Source organism: Rhodoluna sp. (assembly GCF_024641065.1).
Classification (GTDB): Bacteria; Actinomycetota; Actinomycetes; order Actinomycetales; family Microbacteriaceae; genus Rhodoluna.
This window is the reverse complement of record NZ_JAHEDV010000006.1, coordinates 26,369-39,818: the sequence shown is the minus strand read 5'-3', so window position 1 is coordinate 39,818 and position 13,450 is coordinate 26,369. Positions and strand designations below refer to the sequence as shown.

The 13,450-nt window shown below is 53.1% G+C and carries 14 protein-coding genes; 2 read left to right on the top strand and 12 right to left on the bottom strand.

Annotation, left to right across the window (positions count from 1 at the left end):
* The coding region (locus Q0L26_RS05070; RefSeq protein ID WP_296648280.1) for a hypothetical protein at window positions 1–218 on the top strand (218 nt) is incomplete at its 5' end.
* Between the two features lie 136 nt (window positions 219–354).
* Here Q0L26_RS05070 and tyrS read toward each other — a convergent pair.
* The 12 genes from tyrS to infC form a co-directional block, all read right to left on the bottom strand.
* Window positions 355–1,653, bottom strand: coding sequence for a tyrosine--tRNA ligase (gene tyrS / locus Q0L26_RS05065; RefSeq protein WP_296648278.1), 1,299 nt, complete (start codon window positions 1,651–1,653; stop codon window positions 355–357).
* Window positions 1,654–1,655: 2 nt separating this feature from the next.
* Window positions 1,656–3,065, bottom strand: coding sequence for an argininosuccinate lyase (gene argH / locus Q0L26_RS05060; protein ID WP_296648275.1), 1,410 nt, complete (start codon window positions 3,063–3,065; stop codon window positions 1,656–1,658).
* A gap of 87 nt (window positions 3,066–3,152) precedes the next feature.
* On the bottom strand, window positions 3,153–4,076 hold the full coding sequence (gene argF, locus Q0L26_RS05055; RefSeq protein WP_296648273.1) for an ornithine carbamoyltransferase: 924 nt from the start codon (window positions 4,074–4,076) through the stop codon (window positions 3,153–3,155).
* Between the two features lie 14 nt (window positions 4,077–4,090).
* Complete coding sequence (gene argB, locus Q0L26_RS05050; protein ID WP_296648270.1) at window positions 4,091–4,984, bottom strand: acetylglutamate kinase; 894 nt, start codon at window positions 4,982–4,984, stop codon at window positions 4,091–4,093.
* Window positions 4,984–6,138: a bifunctional glutamate N-acetyltransferase/amino-acid acetyltransferase ArgJ gene (argJ, locus tag Q0L26_RS05045; RefSeq protein WP_296648268.1), complete on the bottom strand. Its 1,155-nt coding sequence runs from the start codon at window positions 6,136–6,138 to the stop codon at window positions 4,984–4,986. The genes argB and argJ overlap by 1 nt, the downstream gene beginning before the upstream one ends.
* Window positions 6,138–7,196: an N-acetyl-gamma-glutamyl-phosphate reductase gene (gene argC, locus Q0L26_RS05040; protein ID WP_296648265.1), complete on the bottom strand. Its 1,059-nt coding sequence runs from the start codon at window positions 7,194–7,196 to the stop codon at window positions 6,138–6,140. Before argC ends, argJ begins: the two co-directional genes overlap by 1 nt.
* A 22-nt stretch (window positions 7,197–7,218) precedes the next feature.
* Entirely contained in the window at window positions 7,219–9,741 is a 2,523-nt protein-coding gene (gene pheT / locus Q0L26_RS05035; RefSeq protein ID WP_296648263.1) for a phenylalanine--tRNA ligase subunit beta, read from the bottom strand.
* Window positions 9,741–10,781 (bottom strand): phenylalanine--tRNA ligase subunit alpha, encoded by a 1,041-nt coding sequence (pheS, locus tag Q0L26_RS05030; protein WP_296648261.1) that lies wholly within the window; start codon window positions 10,779–10,781, stop codon window positions 9,741–9,743. Before pheS ends, pheT begins: the two co-directional genes overlap by 1 nt.
* A 32-nt stretch (window positions 10,782–10,813) precedes the next feature.
* Complete coding sequence (locus Q0L26_RS05025) at window positions 10,814–11,608, bottom strand: RNA methyltransferase (RefSeq protein WP_296648258.1); 795 nt, start codon at window positions 11,606–11,608, stop codon at window positions 10,814–10,816.
* Window positions 11,609–11,612: 4 nt separating this feature from the next.
* Complete coding sequence (rplT, locus tag Q0L26_RS05020) at window positions 11,613–11,996, bottom strand: 50S ribosomal protein L20 (protein WP_296648255.1); 384 nt, start codon at window positions 11,994–11,996, stop codon at window positions 11,613–11,615.
* Window positions 11,997–12,058: 62 nt separating this feature from the next.
* Window positions 12,059–12,253 (bottom strand): 50S ribosomal protein L35, encoded by a 195-nt coding sequence (gene rpmI / locus Q0L26_RS05015; RefSeq protein ID WP_296648253.1) that lies wholly within the window; start codon window positions 12,251–12,253, stop codon window positions 12,059–12,061.
* A 15-nt stretch (window positions 12,254–12,268) separates the two neighbouring features.
* A complete protein-coding gene (gene infC, locus Q0L26_RS05010) occupies window positions 12,269–12,880 on the bottom strand; it encodes a translation initiation factor IF-3 (protein WP_296648286.1) in 612 nt (203 codons plus the stop codon).
* A 215-nt stretch (window positions 12,881–13,095) separates the two neighbouring features.
* Here infC and Q0L26_RS05005 point away from each other — a divergent pair, with 215 nt between their 5' ends.
* Window positions 13,096–13,434 carry a DUF1844 domain-containing protein gene (locus tag Q0L26_RS05005; protein ID WP_296648251.1) on the top strand — a complete coding sequence of 113 codons (339 nt, stop codon included), beginning with the start codon at window positions 13,096–13,098 and terminating at the stop codon, window positions 13,432–13,434.
* Window positions 13,435–13,450: the final 16 nt, after the last annotated feature.

The following is a 13,450-nucleotide window of genomic DNA, read 5'->3' as shown; positions in this document are numbered from 1 at the left end:
CTCTGCTTATCCGAGCAAGCTCGGACAACCAAGAGGTTCTTGGTATCGACATTGTGCACGCTGTTGAGTTCTCAAGGATCGGATGCACCTGGGAGTCTGTATCACTACTCGCCTCCAGGGCGCTTCTTTTCAGAAGTTCCTATCCTAGACATAAAACAAAAGCCTGTAAAGGCTTTGGAATACATCCGGGATTTTGTGCTCTTGAGCCGGAGTTCTAGGCAGAACATTCCAAGCTTTGGGCAACAGGTAAAACATTACGTGTAGATAACGAACATGTCAAATCACGAACGTTATCCGTGGAAATGTAGCCTTTTTGCTTGCGGCAATTGGGCTACATCCCAGTGATCTACTGGTTTAGGCCTTAAAAATTCCGGCCAGGGTTTTCTTGCCCCTGCGCAAAACTGCGCAAGAATCGTGCAAGAAATCGGTAAGAATTGCCTGCTCGTCAACAATCTTTTGATTGTTCAGATAAACGCCACCCTCGGCGATCGCACGACGACCAGCTGAAATGCTGGCCACCAGGCCGGTTTCAACCAACAACTCAGTGATCAGCGTGCCAACCGCGGCCTTAGCATTTGGCAACTCGCCAAGTGCAGCGGTGATTGTCAATGCATCGAGTGCGGCAAGATCACCCTGACCGAATAATGCAGCAGAAGCATCAATGGCGGCCTGGGCAGCCTCAGCTGAGTGAACCAAGGTGGTTACCTCAAGTGCCAGACGCTTTTGTGCTGCACGAAGGTGCGGGGCATCGGCAGTTTGCTGGGCAAGGTCTTGAATTTCATCCTTGGTCAAGAATGTAAATACCTTGAGCCTGTCGACCACGTCGGCGTCTTCAACATTCAGCCAGAACTGGTAGAAGGCATAAGGGCTGGTCAGCTCTGCGTCGAGCCAAACCGCGTTGCCCTCAGACTTGCCAAACTTTTTGCCATCGCTGTTGGTGATCAGCGGTGTGGCCAGAATGTGAGCACTCTTGCCTTCAACTTTGTGAATAAGGTCGGTGCCCGAGGTTAGGTTGCCCCACTGGTCAGAACCACCGGTCTGTAGAACACAGTCGTAGCGGCGGAAGAGCTCGAGGAAGTCAAAGCCCTGAAGAATTTGGTAGCTGAACTCGGTATAGCTGATTCCGTGTTCAGAATTTAGACGCGCTGAAACCGCATCTTTTGAAAGCATTTTGCCAACACGGAAGTACTTGCCAACATCACGCAGGAAGTCGATTGCACTTAGCGGGGCTGTCCAGTCGAGGTTGTTGACCAAACGGGCAGCGTTTTCACCTTCGAAAGACAAAAAGCGCGATGCCTGAGTACCTAGTTTGTCAACCCACTCGGCAACGGTTTCTTTGGTGTTGAGCGTGCGCTCAGCAGTGGGGCGCGGGTCGCCGACCAAACCGGTTGAACCACCAATAAGCGCAAGCGGCTTGTGTCCAGCCAATTGAAGGCGGCGCATGGTGAGAAGCTGAACAAGGTTACCCAGGTGAAGACTTGCGGCAGTTGGATCGAAGCCGCAGTAATAAGTGATGCTCGACTCGGTGAGCGCCTTGCGCAGCTCCTCTTCGTCGGTAGAGATTGCAACTAGGCCGCGCCATTTCAACTCTTCAAGGATGTCGGCGAAGCTGCCATCATTTGTTTGAGTGCGCAGGAATTCAGCGGTCGCCATTTTTATGCCTCGCGCTTAGGTGCAATTTTGCGAAGTGCGGCAATTTGCTCAAGCACTCGAGGAAGAGCTGTGCCGCCGGCACCCGCACGAGCCTTGATTGAGCCGCCCACGGTTAGTACGTCGCGAACATCCGGGGTTAGGAAAGGTGAGATTGCAGCCATTTCGCTGTCTGGCACCTCGTGGAGCTCAAGATTGTGCTGCTCGCAGTAAGAAACCATGCGGCCAGTGATGTCGTGCGCGTCACGGAAGGCAACCTTTTTCTTGACCAACCACTCGGCAATGTCGGTGGCGAGTGAGAATCCGGCTGGCGCCAACTGCTCAAGTCGGTTGCGGTTGAAGGTTAGTGTGGCAACCATGCCGGTGAAGGCTGGGAGCAAGACAGTGAGGGTGTCGACCATGTCAAAGACCGGTTCTTTGTCTTCTTGAAGGTCACGGTTGTATGCCAGAGGCAAGCCCTTCAGGGTTGCCAGCAGACCGGTCAGGTCGCCAATGAGACGGCCCGATTTGCCACGAGCAAGTTCGGCAATATCTGGGTTCTTCTTCTGCGGCATGATCGATGAACCGGTTGAGTAAGAGTCGTGCAACTTAATGTAGTCAAACTCGGCACTTGCCCAAATGATGATCTCTTCTGAGAAACGAGACAGGTTGATTCCGATTAGCGCAGCGATAAAGGCAAATTCTGCAACTACGTCGCGGCTAGCCGTGGCATCGATCGAGTTCTGAGTCGGGCCGGCAAGACCTAGTTCGGTAGCAACGAGCTTTGGATCAAGACCGAGGGTGTTTCCGGCGAGCGCACCGGCGCCATAAGGCGAAAGACTTGCGCGCTTGCGCCAATCTTGCATGCGTTCAAGGTCGCGAACCAGAGGCCAGGCGTGCGCGAGCAGGTGGTGCGACAAAGCAACCGGCTGGGCGTGCTGAAAGTGAGTGCGACCTGGCATCGCTACGCCGAGGTGTTCTTCTGCACTTGAAACCAAAACCTCAACCAGTTCAAGAACCTGGTTTGCGATGACTTCAGACTGGTCAAGCAAGTAGGTGCGAATCAGGGTAGCAATTTGGTCGTTACGGCTGCGGCCGGCACGAACCTTTCCGCCCAACTCAGCACCGGCAATCTCAATGAGACCGCGCTCAAGTGCTGAGTGAACATCTTCATCAGATTGTTTAGCCTGGAAGCTACCCTTTTGAACTCGGTCGAGCAATTCAACCAAGCTGCGATCAAGCTTTTCGTGCTCGGCAACAGTCAGGTAGCCAGCAGACTGCAAGGCCTTGATGTGCGCGCGGGTGCCAGCGATGTCGTAGGCAGCCAGACGCCAATCAAAGTGCACTGAACGACTTAGTGCGGCCAATGCCTCTGATGGGCCACCTTCGAAGCGGCTACCCCATAGTGCATTTGAACCTGATGCTTGGCTACTCATTTGTTCCCTTGTGCTAGGTGTTGAAACATCCGTGAAAAAATCATGGATGTTCGTTCAATCTTAGTTTGCTGCGGTTTTAGGCCTGATTTAGACCTGTTGCGACAGCCAGCTCATCAGCGCTTTCTGGGCGTGTAGGCGGTTTTCAGCTTCATCCCAAATCACGGACTGCGGGCCATCGATTACTTCAGCAGAAACCTCATAGCCGCGGTAGGCAGGCAAACAGTGCATGAAAATAGCGTTTGATTTGGCACGCTTCATCAGATTGGCATCTACCGTGTAACCGGCGAAGTCTTGCATGCGCTGCTCTTTTTCTGATTCCTGACCCATTGAGATCCAAGTATCGGTGACGACCACATCAGCATCCATGATGGCGGCAGTTGGTTCACCATAAACAGAAACAGAACCGCCGGTTTTAGCCGCGATGGCTTCGGCATGAGCAACCACGCCGTGTGCAGGTAAGTAGTTGGCTGGGCCAGCAACTGAAATGTGCATTCCAGCAGTTGCGCAGCCAAGCAAATAACTGTTGGCCATGTTGTTACTCGCGTCGCCAACATAAGCAATCTTCAAGCCGGCCAGATCACCCTTGTGCTCTTTGATGGTTAGCAGGTCGGCCAGAATTTGGCATGGGTGGTAATCGTCGCTTAGCGAGTTGATTACTGGAACACCTGAGTTTGCCGCCATTTCTTCAAGCCCACTGTGCGCATAAGTTCGCCAAACAATCTGGGCAACCTGACGACCAAGCACTTTAGCCGTGTCTGCAACAGACTCTTTGCCACCCATTTGGCTGGTTGCGCTGTCAATGATGAGCGGCACGCCACCAAGATCGGCTACACCCACGGCAAATGAAACACGGGTTCGAGTTGAAGTCTTGTCAAAAATAAGTGCGACCGTTTTAGGGCCGTCGAATGGCCGATGCGCGTATGGGGCCTGCTTCATTTGAAGCGCAAGGTTCAGAATTGCAGCTTGTTCGACTGGAGTTACGTCATCGTCTTTCAAAAAGTGGCGAACCATTTGGTTTCTTTCTTTTAGTCGGGTTGAACCATCGTGCCGAAGCCGTTGACGGTGAAGATTTCGAGCAAAATGCTGTGCGGAGTGCGCCCGTCAATAACGTGGGCACGCGGAACACCCCCCTGAACTGCCTGAAGGCAAGCCTGCATCTTTGGGATCATGCCTGATTCAAGCTTCGGCAAGAGTTCTTCAAGCTCACTCGTTGAAATCTCAGATACCAGTGAATCGCGGTTTGGCCAATCGCTGTAAAGACCAGGTACATCAGTGAGCACCATAAGCTTCTCTGCACCAAGCGCGATGGCCAGGGAGGATGCGGCAAGGTCGGCGTTTACGTTCAGGAGCTCTCCCCCGACGGTTGGAGCAACCGTTGAAACCACCGGAATGCGACCAGCGTCAAGGGCCTCGAAAACGATTCGAGGATTGACCGTGTTGACTTCACCGACCAAGCCAATATCAATCGGGCCATCTTCGCCCTCGAGAACGGTCTTTTCAGCGCGGAAAAGATTTGCATCTTCGCCCGACATTACGGCGGTATCTGCACCTGCCGCCTGAATCATTCCAGCAAGTTGAGCAGAGATTTGTTCGCGCAATACATCGCGAACCACAGTTATGGTTTCGTCTGTGGTGACTCTGAAGCCACCACGGAATTCGCTCTGGATTCCCAGTTCAGCTAAGCGGGCTGAAATCTGTGGACCGCCACCGTGAACCACAACCGGCTTGATTCCGACCCATCTCAGGTAGGCCATGTCTTCGGCGAAAGCTTTTTGCAAGGCCTCATCAACCATTGCGTTGCCACCGAATTTGATGACCACAACTTTGCCGTGGAACGCCTGTAACCAAGGCAGTGATTCGATGAGGGTCTCGGCCTTGATAGCCGCTAGGGCTTGGTCTTGCTGGGATGAAGGAATCATTAGCTTGAGTATGCGCTGTTCTCGGTTACGTATTCGTGAGTTAGATCGTTGGTGTAAATAGTAGCCTCGTGAGACCCGGCGTTAAGAGAAATGCGAATTGAAACTTCGCGAGGCTTTAGGTCAACTAATTCACGTGGTTGATCTGGCTGGCCTTTGCGAGAAACGCTGACGCCATTGATGTCAACATCAATGTCATAAGGATCAAAGTCCGCCTTGGTCACGCCCACGGCAGCAAGAATGCGACCCCAGTTGGCGTCATTGCCATAGATTGCAGCTTTGAACAGGTTGTTTCGCGCTACTGAGCGACCAACCTCTACGGCATCGTCTTCAGAAGCGGCATTTACGACCTGGATTGCGATGTCGTGACTAGAGCCCTCGGCATCTCTTAGAAGTTGAAGGGCTAGATCCATGCAGACACCGGTTAATGCGACTTTGAAATCGGCAAAATCTGGCGAAATTTCGCTGGCGCCCGAGGCCATTAGGGTTACTTGGTCGTTGGTAGACATGCAGCCGTCAGAATCGAGACGATCAAAAGACACTCTGGTGGCAGCTCGAAGCGCTTCATCCAATCGCGCGCTGGCCAGCTGAACATCAGTAGTGATGACCACCAGCATGGTTGCAAGGCCTGGAGCAAGCATTCCTGCACCCTTGGCCATGCCACCGATTGACCAACCATCCGGGCTGATAAATTCTGCAGTTTTTGACACCGAATCGGTAGTCATGATGGATTGCGCCGCACTAAGGCCTGCGGTTTCGCTGAGTTGTGCAACAGCTGCTTCTGCACCTGCGGTCAACTTGCCGAGATCGAGCTGTTCGCCAATTAGTCCGGTAGAACAGACCAGCACGTCACCGGCCGAAACTGACAATAAATCAGCGACTTTTTCGGCAGTCGAATGTGTAGTTTGAAAACCCTGTGCTCCGGTGTAGCAATTGGCGCCGCCAGAGTTCAAAATAATTGCCGAAACCTGGCCGTCACGGATGACTTCTTTACTCCAGATAATCGGATTTGCCTGGCAACGGTTGGTGGTGAAGACCGCTGCCGCAGCATTCGAAGGGCCATGGTTAACCACGAGAGCTAGATCGAGATTGCCGGATTTCTTGAGCCCTGCGTGGACACCTGCTGCACTAAAACCTTTTGGGGTGGTTACAGTCATTATTTTGACCCGTTCTGTACTAGTGAGATGTCAGTGAGACCAGCTGCTTCTGGCAAACCAAGTGCAATATTCATTGACTGAATTGCGGCGCCACCGGTGCCTTTTACCAAATTATCGATGGCGCAAACTGAAACCAAACGATTTGCGTGTTCGTCAATAGCCAAGCCGATAGTGGCCTTGTTTTCGCCAATGATTGTCGAGGTCTTTGGAAACTCTCCGACTGGCAACAATTCTAGAAATTGTTCGTCGGAATAAGCGATTTCGTAGGCCGCTCTAATCTGATCAATTGACACACCGGCGACGAGTTTTGCTGTGTTGACCGAAAGGATTCCGCGCTCGAGTGATGCCAAAACCGGAGTGAAAGAGATTTGAATTAGCTCGCCAGCTGATTTAGAAAGATTCTGCTCAATTTCAGGGGTGTGACGGTGTATTCCGCCAACTTGATAGGCATAAGCTGAGCCGCTTGGTTCCTCTTCAAAAAGTTTCTCGGTTGCGCCTCTACCGGCACCTGATGTTCCGACTGTGAGCACACTGACCAGGTCATCTACCTCAACCAAATGCGCGGCCAAGGCTGGTGCAAGACCGAGAGTAATGGCCGTCACATTGCACCCCGGCACTGCAATTCGCTTTGAGTTCTTTAGAAGTTCACGCTGTTTGTGGCCGTCTTGGATGAGCAGCTCGGGCATGCCGTAGGTCCAGGTTCCGGCGTGCTCGCCGCCATAGAACCTTTGCCAATCGGTTGCGCTTTCTAGGCGAAAATCGGCGCCGCAATCAAGCACCAGACATTCCTCAGACAACCAAGCTGCAACCTCAGCAGATTTCGAGTGAGGTAGCGCGAGAAAAACAACGTCGTGACCCTGAAGGTTCTCGGCTGTATTTTCTGTGAAGACTACATCTGCATACTTAGCAACATTTGGGTGAAGGGATGCCACCTTCTCACCCACCATGCTGCTGGCAGTTACGGTTTTGAGTTCAAGCTGAGGATGTGCAGCAACTAGGCGAAGAAGTTCTCCGCCGACATTGCCACTGGCACCCGCGATGGCTACTGAATATGCCATTTCAACCCCAATCCGATTTGAACTAAGCGCGAAGTGTTGCGCCGAATTTTTCGCCAGCCAAGGCAACTGCTTGGTCTCGCGCAACACTAGCTTCGGCCTGAGTCAAAGTTCTGTCTTCGGCTCTAAATCGCAAGGCAAAAGTCAGAGATTTATGACCTGGCTGAACGTTTGCACCGCGGTAATCATCGGTCAACGAAACATGTTCAAGAAGTTCTCCGGCACCCTCGCGAATGACCACTAGAACATCGCCCGCAGGAACATCAACCGGCACAACTAGCGACAGGTCTTGGGTGGCAGCAGGCATGGTGAGGACAGAACCAGCCTGAATCACGTTAGGCGCGATTGCGAAGAGTTGGCTAAGGTCAATCTCGAAAGCAGCTACTCGCCTAGGCAAGTCATTTTCAACGGTTAGGTTGGGGTCAAGTTCTCCGGCAAAACCGATAGAAATTTCACCTGCACTGGTGGCAACCAACAGTTCAGCTGAACGACCAGGGTGGAATCCGACTGGGCTAGCTTGTCGAACAACTAGTTGCAGACCAACTGCGTGAGTCACAAGTCTGGCAGCGTGGATTGCATCCTGGTAGTCGGCTTCAATCGCCGCTACGCCTACCTGCTGCGAAACACGGTTGCCCGTGAAAACTCCGGCAACGCGGTGAGGTTGCTGTGGCACGGTTTGTTGAAGTTGGTTCAATTGAGCCTCGGTAGGACGCTCATTTCCCGCTGGCAACTCTTTTAGGTTTTTAGCTCCTGCAGAAGGCAAGAAAACCAGACCTTCTTCGAAAATTGCCAGATCGGTAAGACCTCGAGAAAGGTTTCGCTTGGCAGCATCGACTAGACCCGGCAAAATCGACACACGCATTTCGTTGGCATCACCCTGAAGCGCGTTGGCTAACTTGACGGTGGCTTGTGACGACTCTTGCGCGAACCAAGCATTTTGCGAAGCTGAAACGAACGGATAGGTCAAAACCTCAACATGGCCTGCACCCGCAAGAGAATTGATAACTGCCCGACGGCGTTTCTGGTCAGGAGTAAGGCCGCGACCCGGAGGCGCAATTGGCAGACGTGAAGGAATGCGATCGTAACCAGAGATTCGAGCAATTTCTTCAACCAGGTCTGTCTTGTGAGTCAGATCTGGTCGCCATGAAGGCGCGATTACTTCGAAACCACCATCAACGGATGCAATTACGCAACCAATCTGGTTTAGCACGGTGACGATTTCATCCTTGGTGTAGTCAACACCAACCAATTCGGTAGCAAACTCAGCCGGCAGCCAAATTGGCAAAGCCTCGGTGTGGGTGTGGTGCTCAGCCCCCAGCGAATCGGCAGTGCCTAGCGCCTGAACCTCAAGCAGCTGAACAACACGGGCTGCGGCATGAGCGGCAATTGCGGTGTCAACACCTCGTTCGTATCGCTTAGAGGCCTCAGAAGGCAGACGGTGACGACGAGCGGTGCGGGCAATTGAGATTGCTTCGAAGTGGGCTGCCTCGATAAGCACGTTGACAGTGCTTTCAGAGACTTCGGTGGCCTCGCCGCCCATAACTCCGGCCAAACCGATGGCACCAGCATCATCTGCAATGACGAGATCTTCAGGGTGGAGTTTGCGCTCTTGTCCGTCAAGAGTCTTCAAGGTTTCGCCAACTTTGGCACGACGAACTTCTAGACCGCCGGTGATTTTATCCAAGTCATACGCGTGGATAGGCTGACCGAGTTCGAGCATTACGTAGTTGGTGATGTCAACAATCAAAGAGATTGAACGCATGCCAGCCATCTTGAGTCTGGCGACCATCCATGGCGGGGTCGGACGCTTAGGGTCTACTCCCTTTACGGTGCGAAGAACAAATCGACTGGTGCCAACTTGGCCTCGAATCGGGGCACTGTCATTCACCTTGAGGGTGATTCCGTGGCCAGCTTCTGGGTGCACGTTGCCGATCGGATCTCTGAAATCAGCGCCGGTTGCGTGTGAGTACTCGCGAGCAATGCCACGGATAGAGAAGCAATAACCACGGTCTGGGGTTACGTTCACCTCGGCGGCCTCTTCGGTTAGGCAAAGCAACTCGAGTGCGTCGACACCCACCTTTGGGTCTAGGCCTAGTTCACCAAGTCGAATGATGCCAGCGTGATCGTCACTAAGGTTTAGCTCACGAGCAGACGCCATCATGCCGTCGCTGATGTGTCCGTAGGTGCTTCGTGGAGTGATCTGGAAATCTCCTGGCAGCACTGCACCCGGCAGGCACACAACTACTTTGTCGCCAACTTCAAAATTTGATGCTCCGCAGACGATGCCTCGAACATCATCGCCACCGTCGGCAGCTTTGGTGCCTTCAGCAGCAACGCGTACCTGGCACCAACGAATGGTTTTGCCATTCTTCTGCTCTTCGGGAGTGAATTCGAGTACCTGACCGACCACCACTGGCCCGGTCACATCAAAAGAGTGTGAGCCTTCTTCTTCAAGACCAATTTTTACCAATTGGGCCATGACACTGTCAGGATTTGCATCTCCTGGAAGGTCGACGTATTCAGCCAACCAAGACAAAGGAACGCGCATTAGATCGAAACTCCAAACTGCTCGCTGAATCGGACATCAGATTCAACCATGTCGTGCATGTCGCGAACATCATTGCGGAACATCAAGGTGCGCTCGATGCCCATGCCAAAAGCGAAGCCTGAGTAAACCTCAGGGTCAATACCAGCAGCTTTCAAGACATTCGGGTTCACCATGCCACAGCCACCCCACTCGACCCAACGCGCGCCGCCCTTGGCACCCGGGTGCCAAACGTCGAGCTCAGCCGAAGGTTCAGTGAACGGAAAGAACGATGGGCGCAGACGAATTTGCGCATCAGGGCCGAACATGATTCTGGCAAAGTGCTCAAGCGTACCGCGCAGATCTGCCATTGTCAGGCCCTTGTCAACCGCTAGTCCCTCTACCTGGTGGAACACCGGTGTATGGGTAGCATCGAGTTCGTCGGTGCGAAATACGCGCCCCGGGCAAAGAACATACAGTGGCAGATCACGCTCGAGCATCGAACGAACCTGCACCGGTGAAGTGTGGGTGCGCAAAACCAAGTGTGAATCTACTGGCTCTACAAAGAATGTGTCTTGCATAGCTCTGGCCGGGTGATCAGCATCGAAATTTAGCGCATCAAAATTGAACCACTCGTTTTCAATCTCAGGGCCTTCAGCGATTTCCCAACCCATGCCAACAAACACATCAGCGATGGTGTCTTGAAGCAGGCTTAGCGGGTGACGCGCACCAATGCGCGCTGGCTCGGCCGCAGCGGTAACGTCAACCGACTCGGCAGCCAATTTAGCCTGCTCTTCAGCAGCAGCGAACTCTGTCTCTTTTTGAGCAAAAGCGGCATTTACTGAGCCGCGAGCCTGACCGATTAGCGCACCGGCAGCAGCCTTAAGTTCATTTGGCAAGTTTCTAAGCTGGGCATTCAATTGCGCAATCTGTGATTGCTCGCCTACGGCAACTCCCCTGGCAGCTTTGAGGCTAGCAAGGTCGGTCGCGGCATTGATGAGCGCGAGCGACTCTGCAACAGCAGAATCAACGGCTTCTTGAGTGATTGGATTTTCGGCAGACATAGGCTCTAAGTCTACCTTTTGAAGGCCAAAGCCTAGGTATTTTGGGCGAACGCCGAAGCGTAAAGACAGATGCTGGCAGCTGTAGCTAGGTTAAGAGATTCAGCAGCGCCGTAAAGCGGCACAGCAACTTCGCGATCAACCAAATCGAGGGTGGTTTGTTCGAATCCCCAAGCCTCATTGCCGAATACCCAGGTTGTAGGTGCAGCGAGGTCATCCTTGGAAAGCGAAGGAATCTCAACACCACCACCATTTGCGGCAAAAACTTGCAATCCAGCGGCTTTCAACTTGGCAATAGCCTCATCGATTTCGACATCAATTGCGAATGGCAGGTGAAAAAGCGAACCGGTGGTTGAACGGACAACCTTCGGGTTATAAACATCCACGCTATTAGCTGAAAAAATAACAGCATCCGCACCAGAGGCATCAGCGGCACGCAATACGGTTCCGGCGTTTCCTGGGTCACGGATGTTCGCCAGCAGGGCCACCAACTGTGGTTTCGCAGCGATGATGTCGTCGAGCGTTACGTGTAGTTGGCGGCAAACTGCCACGATGCCCTGAGGTGTCGTTGTGTCAGTTAGCGCTTTGAGCACTGGTTCTGAGACCAATTGCACATCAATTCGAGCAGACTCGACTCGGTCAAAAAGATCTTCGTAGCGCGCCAAAGCGTTTTCAGTTGCGAACAACTCAACGATCAACTTTGGGCGGTCGAGCGCCTCTTTTAGTCCTTGTGGTCCCTCAAGCAGAAAGAGCCCGGTCGATGACCGGGCGTCTTTCTTAGTTAGCTTGGCAACCCCGCGGACCTTATTGGCCTTGGGATCGATTAGCAAGGGACTACTTTACCTTTGGAGCTGAGGTGTCTGCTGGCAAAGCTGCCTTTGCAGATGCAACCAAGGTGGTGAAGGTCTTTGGGTCGTGAACTGCGATGTCAGCCAAGATACGACGGTCAACCTCGATACCAGCAAGCGCTAGGCCCTGGATGAAGCGGTTGTAGGTCATACCATTGGCGCGAGAAGCAGCGTTGATGCGCTGGATCCAAAGACGACGGAAGTCACCCTTGCGTGCACGACGGTCGTTGTACGCGTAAACCAATGAGTGAAGCATCTGCTGCTTCGCCATGCGGTAAAGGCGTGAACGCTGACCGCGGTAACCCTTGGCGCGCTCTAGTGCGGTACGACGCTTCTTAGCACCGTTAACCGCGTTTTTTACTCTTGCCATTTGTTGCTCCTAAAAATTAACTGAAAGCTGCCGTAGCACCCTCAGATTTGGTCGATTCGGGCTTATTTGCCGAGTAGGGTCTTGAGGGTCTTGTGGTCGGCCTTTGAGACAACCTGGTCTACGTTTAGGCGACGCTTGCGACGGTTCGACATGTGCTCCTGGTTGTGGCGCATGTTGATCTGTTCTTTCATGATCTTGCCGCTACCGGTGAAGCGGAAACGCTTCTTGGCGCCCGAGTGGGTCTTCTGCTTTGGCATTGCTATCTCCTGTTTCTACTCAGCCGCTACTGCGTCTGATTCGTTTGGCTGGTCTGGGCGAGCTGCGACCGGGGCCGCCTTCTCTGCCGCTTTCTTGGCTTCTGCCTTAGCATCAGCCTTGTTCTTTAGCGGACCGATAACCATAACCATGTTTCGGCCGTCGATCGAAGGATTCGATTCGACAGCACCCAACTCGGCTACTTCTTCGGCTAGCTTCTGAAGCAACTTGATACCCATTTCTGGGCGAGACTGTTCGCGACCGCGGAATACTACGATCACCTTTACTTTGTCGCCTGCTTTGAGGAAGCGTTCGATCTGACCACGCTTGGTGCCGTAGTCGTGCGCGTCAATCTTTAGACCAAAACGAACAGTCTTAAGGATGGTGTTGACCTGGTTCTTGCGAGCTTCACGAACTTTCTGTGCAGCTTCGTACTTGAACTTGCCGAAGTCCATCAGCTTTGCAACCGGTGGCTTTGAAGTTGGCGCAACCTCGACTAGGTCAAGGTCTTGTTCCTGCGCCATGCGCAGTGCGTCTTCGATTCGGACAACGCCAATCTGCTCACCAGCGGCGCCGACGAGGCGAACCTCTGGCACGCGGATGCGCTCATTGATGCGGGGATCGCTAATAGTTGCTCCTCTGGGGTGACATGAATGGCCACACCCAAGCGGCAATGCCGACGAGCGTACAGAAACGTAAGTTTCAAAGCTTTACCCGGCAACCTTGGTGTTTTAAGAAACACGGGGGCGGTAGACGCGGGTGGGAAATGAATCCACTTCTGACCGAGGATAAACCTCGGAGCCATGGGTTAGCCTAGCAGAAAGAACACAAAAGGAGAAGTGCCGTGGCGGAATTTAAAGACGTGGCTGATCAGGTGCGCGATATTGCCGAAGTGCCAGCAGTTGAAGTAATCACCACCACGGCTATTCACTTGATGAGCGCCGCTGCCGTTCAGTGCGGCCTAAGCGAAGACGGCGCCAAGGGTGACCTTGATGAAGCCAGAAAGCTTATCAATGCCCTGGCCGGTCTAGTCACCGCATCAGCAGCAGAAATTGGCGATCACCATGCTCGACCATTGCGTGACGGCTTGCGTTCACTACAGTTGGCATTTCGCGAAGCCTCAGCCATCAAGGATGCACCCGGAGCTGGCCCTGGCGAGAAATACACCGGCCCGGTGAACTAATTTTTAGACAATGAAA

What these genes read in the sequence shown, in the direction of transcription:
- tyrS (WP_296648278.1), bottom strand. Translation starts at nt 1,653, where the DNA reads ATGGCGACCGCTGAATTCCTGCGCACTCAAACAAATGATGGCAGCTTC.
- argH (WP_296648275.1), bottom strand. Translation starts at nt 3,065, where the DNA reads ATGAGTAGCCAAGCATCAGGTTCAAATGCACTATGGGGTAGCCGCTTC.
- argF (WP_296648273.1), bottom strand. Translation starts at nt 4,076, where the DNA reads ATGGTTCGCCACTTTTTGAAAGACGATGACGTAACTCCAGTCGAACAA.
- argB (WP_296648270.1), bottom strand. Translation starts at nt 4,984, where the DNA reads ATGATTCCTTCATCCCAGCAAGACCAAGCCCTAGCGGCTATCAAGGCC.
- argJ (WP_296648268.1), bottom strand. Translation starts at nt 6,138, where the DNA reads ATGACTGTAACCACCCCAAAAGGTTTTAGTGCAGCAGGTGTCCACGCA.
- argC (WP_296648265.1), bottom strand. Translation starts at nt 7,196, where the DNA reads ATGGCATATTCAGTAGCCATCGCGGGTGCCAGTGGCAATGTCGGCGGA.
- pheT (WP_296648263.1), bottom strand. Translation starts at nt 9,741, where the DNA reads ATGCGCGTTCCTTTGTCTTGGTTGGCTGAATACGTCGACCTTCCAGGA.
- pheS (WP_296648261.1), bottom strand. Translation starts at nt 10,781, where the DNA reads ATGTCTGCCGAAAATCCAATCACTCAAGAAGCCGTTGATTCTGCTGTT.
- rplT (WP_296648255.1), bottom strand. Translation starts at nt 11,996, where the DNA reads ATGGCAAGAGTAAAAAACGCGGTTAACGGTGCTAAGAAGCGTCGTACC.
- rpmI (WP_296648253.1), bottom strand. Translation starts at nt 12,253, where the DNA reads ATGCCAAAGCAGAAGACCCACTCGGGCGCCAAGAAGCGTTTCCGCTTC.